This window comes from Flavobacterium sp. (assembly GCF_029242675.1).
Lineage (GTDB): Bacteria > Bacteroidota > Bacteroidia > Flavobacteriales > Flavobacteriaceae > Flavobacterium.
The window spans coordinates 1-4,333 of sequence record NZ_JAQWTM010000122.1 but is presented as its reverse complement, the minus strand read 5'-3'; the positions used below and the strand labels follow the sequence as shown (position 1 = coordinate 4,333).

Annotated in this window: 4 protein-coding genes; 2 read left to right on the top strand and 2 right to left on the bottom strand. The window is 34.5% G+C overall.

The features are described from left to right. The coding region (locus P8M54_RS04810) for a HAMP domain-containing sensor histidine kinase (protein WP_300285764.1) at window positions 1-693 on the top strand (693 nt) is incomplete at its 5' end. Window positions 694-728: 35 nt separating this feature from the next. On the opposite strand, the gene P8M54_RS04805 is transcribed toward P8M54_RS04810, so the two are convergent. Then, entirely contained in the window at window positions 729-1,463 is a 735-nt protein-coding gene (locus tag P8M54_RS04805; protein ID WP_300285762.1) for a diphthine--ammonia ligase, read from the bottom strand. 91 nt (window positions 1,464-1,554) lie between these two features. Between P8M54_RS04805 and P8M54_RS04800 the strand changes: the two genes are divergently transcribed. After that, on the top strand, window positions 1,555-3,618 hold the full coding sequence (locus tag P8M54_RS04800; protein WP_300285760.1) for a M1 family metallopeptidase: 2,064 nt from the start codon (window positions 1,555-1,557) through the stop codon (window positions 3,616-3,618). Window positions 3,619-3,622: 4 nt separating this feature from the next. On the opposite strand, the gene P8M54_RS04795 is transcribed toward P8M54_RS04800, so the two are convergent. After that, window positions 3,623-4,144 (bottom strand): hypothetical protein, encoded by a 522-nt coding sequence (locus P8M54_RS04795; protein WP_300285758.1) that lies wholly within the window; start codon window positions 4,142-4,144, stop codon window positions 3,623-3,625. Window positions 4,145-4,333: the final 189 nt, after the last annotated feature.

Sequence of the window (4,333 nt, the reverse complement as noted above, 5' to 3'; positions counted from 1 at the left end):
TCATTAATTTCGTTGGAAAAAAAGAATCAAGCGTTAGAGCGATTTGCTTACATAGCTGCGCACGATTTACGATCTCCTCTAGCTAACATATCCGGACTTACAGATTTATTTATCGATGGCCATAGCCAAAAAGTCGATGAGGAAGGCAAAGAGATCATTAATTTAATAAAAACATCTTCTGATACGTTAAAGGAGATGATTGATAATTTACTTGAATTCAGTAAATCTAACATTATTGAAAAAGAAAACAATACAACGATTAGCGTTGCCTTATTAATTGACGAAATCTCCGCCCTTTTTGCATTTCAAAATAACTGTACAATTACATTCAAAGCAAATGTTGATTTATTAAAAAGTAACAAATCAGCTATTGAACAAATATTGATCAACTTAATAAGCAATGCTATTAAGTATAATGACAAAGAAAATATTGAAATTGAAATTAATATAGAAGAACATACAAAGCAATATGTTATTAGTGTAGGTGATAACGGACCTGGGATTTTAGAAAAGCATCAGGTAGTTATTTTTGAAATTTTTGAGGTCATTGCTCCTGTAGATCGATTTGGTGCTAAAGGCAACGGTATAGGTCTTGCCACTGTAAAGAAACTAGTCGAGGCCTTGGGAGGCGCAATATCTGTTCAATCGCAATTTGGACAGGGAGCGAAATTTACATTTACAATGGCCCGTTAAATGTAAGCAAGATACTTTTTCTCTAATTTAGGTAATCAAAGTGGTAGCAAGTCACAATAATAAAATCCAAAATCATAGGCATTATTTGCATCTGTATCACAAGCGGTATTAGTTGCTGTAGTAGCAGGTTTTTCATATTTTCTGTACACGATTTCGCCTTTATCGAACATAAGGGGTTTAGAAAATAAAGGACCATCAAAAGTAAAAGTGTGAAATTCTCCATTTTCTCCACAAACATCTACATCCTCTGGTAGGTCATCAATAAAGCTTTGATCTATAATTCGACCCACGAAACTTTTATCGAGGTAGCGCTCATTACCGCAAACTACAATGGTTTTGAAACCTAAAACTATAAATTCCTGTATTAAGCTCATTGTTGGTATGTTCCATAAGGGAAACAGACCTTTAAATCCCATTATTTCTAGTTTTTCTTCTCGGTACTTTCGTAAATCTTCTAAAAAAATATCTCCAAAAATAGACAGTGTGATTCCTTGTTCTTTCAGCTTTGTTAAGGTATTCTTCATTACGTTTTCATACGCTTCCATTGTGGGCATTTCGGGAAGGTACATGATCTCGAGCGGGATTCCAATGCTCGCGGCTTGTGCTTGTAGTAAATCAACTCTTAGGCCGTGCATGGATACGCGCTGGTGCTGCGTGTTTACACTAGTCAACAAACAACTTATTTCGAAATTTGGGTCTTGTAGAACTTTATAAAGTGCTAGGGCTGAATCTTTGCCGCTACTCCAGTTAAATAATGCTTTTGTTTTCAAACCTAGTTTTTATATTGATTGCTGGGTAAACTTACAAAATATCTTCTATTTGACTTAGAAAGGACGTAACTTTGATTTTTAATCTTTTTATATGAAATACCTTTTTTTCTTCCTAAGTACTTTTGCTTTTGCGCAACAAACTAATTTTGTTGATTTTACATCCGTTACTGCTCAAATTGAATTAAATGCGAAGGAGAAATCGGTTAAAGGCCAAGCCAAATACTTTTTGAAGGTTTTAAAACCCATTGATACTATTGTTATTGATGCTCAAAAAATGAACTTTTCAGCAGTTAAATTAAACGGATTGGCTGTAAATTATATCAATACAGGTAAGCAAATCAAGCTTGTTTCTCCATTTGGTAAAGGAAAAAACACAATAGAGTTGGAATATGCTACACAACCCAAACAAGCGCTTTATTTTGTAGGATCAGAGGAAACGAATGATTTCCAAATTTGGACTCAAGGGCAAGGCAGATATACTAGTAATTGGTTTCCAAGTTTTGATGACGTCAATGAAAAAATGGTTTTTAATTTGTCAATTTCTTTTGATTCTAATTACCAAGTCATCGCTAACGGAGAGCTCAGTAGTAAGCAAGCACAAGGTGCAACTACAACTTGGGCATTTAAAATGAAACGTCCTGTGAGTTCGTATTTACTAATGGTAGCTGTAGGGAAATACAATAGTCATAATCTAGAATCCAAGTCGGGCATTCCTTTGGAATTGTACATTGAACAAAATGACGAGAAAAATTTCAATTCGAGCTACCGAAATTCGGTTCAAATTTTTGATTTTTTAGAGAAAGAAATCGGATTTAAATACCCTTGGAAGGTGTATAAACAAGTACCTGTTCGCGACTTTTTATATGCAGGCATGGAAAATACTTCGGCCACAATTTTCGCAAGGCGCTATATTGTTGATACTATAGGTTTTCAAGATCGTTCATACACTAATGTTGATGCTCACGAGCTAGCGCATCAATGGTTTGGTGATTTAATTACTGCTAAAAGCGGAAAACACCATTGGCTCCAAGAAGGATTTGCAACCTACTATGCTCTACTTGCAGAGCGAGAAATAAAAGGGGATGATTATTTTTATGCTAAGCTGCACGAAACGGCCCAACAAATAAAATATGCTTCAAGAACGGATAGTATTCCTATTTTGAACGAAAAAGCGAGTTCATTGAGCTTCTATCAAAAAGGATCTTGGGCTTTATTTGTGCTTCACGAAACTTTAGGAGATAAAATTTTCAAGAAAGCAGTCAAAAATTACCTTAAAAAGTATGCTTTTAAGAATGTGGAAACGCAAGATTTTTTCAATGAAATCCATAAAATTTCTAATTTCGATACTACTAATTTTAGTAAAATATGGTTGGAGTCCCCCGTTTTTAACACCGAACAGGCTAATGGCTTGCTACTTAAAAATAAAAGTATGCAGCTGCTGTTTGAAGTAGATAAAATGAAAAAAGTCTTGATTGGTGAGAAAAGTCAATTTTTTGCTAACGTATTACAATCGGATGCCGCTACTTATGTAAAAGTTGCTGTGGTCAACCAGCTACGGACTGAAAATTTCGAGAATAAAAAAGAGTTGTTGCAATTAGCCCTAGCAACTAATGATGTTGAGGTGCGAATGGCTGTGGCTGCATCCTTGCCTAAAATACCGACAGACTTTCGACCTTATTATGAAAGTTTACTACTGGATCATTCCTATGAAACACTGGAAATAGCATTGTTTAATTTATGGAACAACTTCCCAGAACATCGGGTTGCTTATTTAGAGCAAACCAAAGATTGGATTGGTTTTAATGATTATAATTTGAGGACTCTTTGGTTGTCTCTAGCATTGTCAACTAATAGTTATTCGGTCGACAAAACCGTACTCATAAAAGAGCTTACGCATTATTCCTCTCCTAATTTTGAAGCGATAACCAGGCAAAATGCTTTAGAGAAATTAGTTAACTTTCAATTGTTAAGTGATGAGGTACTCGTCAATCTCGTTAAAGCAACTACACATCATATGTGGCAATTTTCTAAATTTGGCAGAGACACGATCAGACGTTTATTTAAAAAAGAGGAAATGCGCGCATCATTTGAACGACTATTACCGCAATTATCTGATTTAGAACAAGTGCAGCTAAAACGATTATTAGCTGAATAATAGTTTAGAATAATTCGCTTACTTCATTTTTAATAAAAGAAAGTGCAGCACTACTTGGAGCTGTTTTATCCAATAAATCGGTAATGATAAGTTCTCGTAAACTATTGGCATCAGTAACCTTCTCATTTTTTGCAGCCAAGCGAATCATTTGAATTGTTGCATTTTTAGCAGTTAAAACAATGGCCCAGCATTGCTCAGTAACATAAATTTGCTGAGTGAGGTTATGCTCCATCTCCTGTTCAATTTGAGCAATTATAAAATTTTGATAATCATATTTGTCATTAGATACTGGATTAACACGGCTTACTAATTGCGAAGGATTAATGCGTTCCATCAACAGAGTTAAGCGTTCGTAGGCCTGTAATCGAAGCGGGAGTGCCGTTTTTTGATTGTCTTTTTGGATCAACCAGCGACGCATGTTTTGTTGGTCTTTAAAATACGAGTTAAAAAGGGAATAAGCTACTAAACCTGTAATTACGGCTGGTAAAGTGTAGGCAAGAATTTCAACAAAAAGTGTAGTGTTCATCTTTATAAATTTTGAAAAACAAAAATATACTTTTTGCTTTTATTTCAAGCTTAATTTTGATTGAATAAATAAATAGAATAGTATTTTTACCGAAGTAGAGCGGAATGTAGAAGATTCATGATTCTGCCATATTTCTTGAAATTATTTTACTTTAAAATGGAAACATATATCATTGTTTTGCTTTGTGTA

Bases quoted from the DNA above. Each gene is read 5' to 3' on its own strand.
- P8M54_RS04800 (WP_300285760.1), top strand. From the start codon at position 1,555: ATGAAATACCTTTTTTTCTTCCTAAGTACTTTTGCTTTTGCGCAACAA.
- P8M54_RS04795 (WP_300285758.1), bottom strand. From the start codon at position 4,144: ATGAACACTACACTTTTTGTTGAAATTCTTGCCTACACTTTACCAGCC.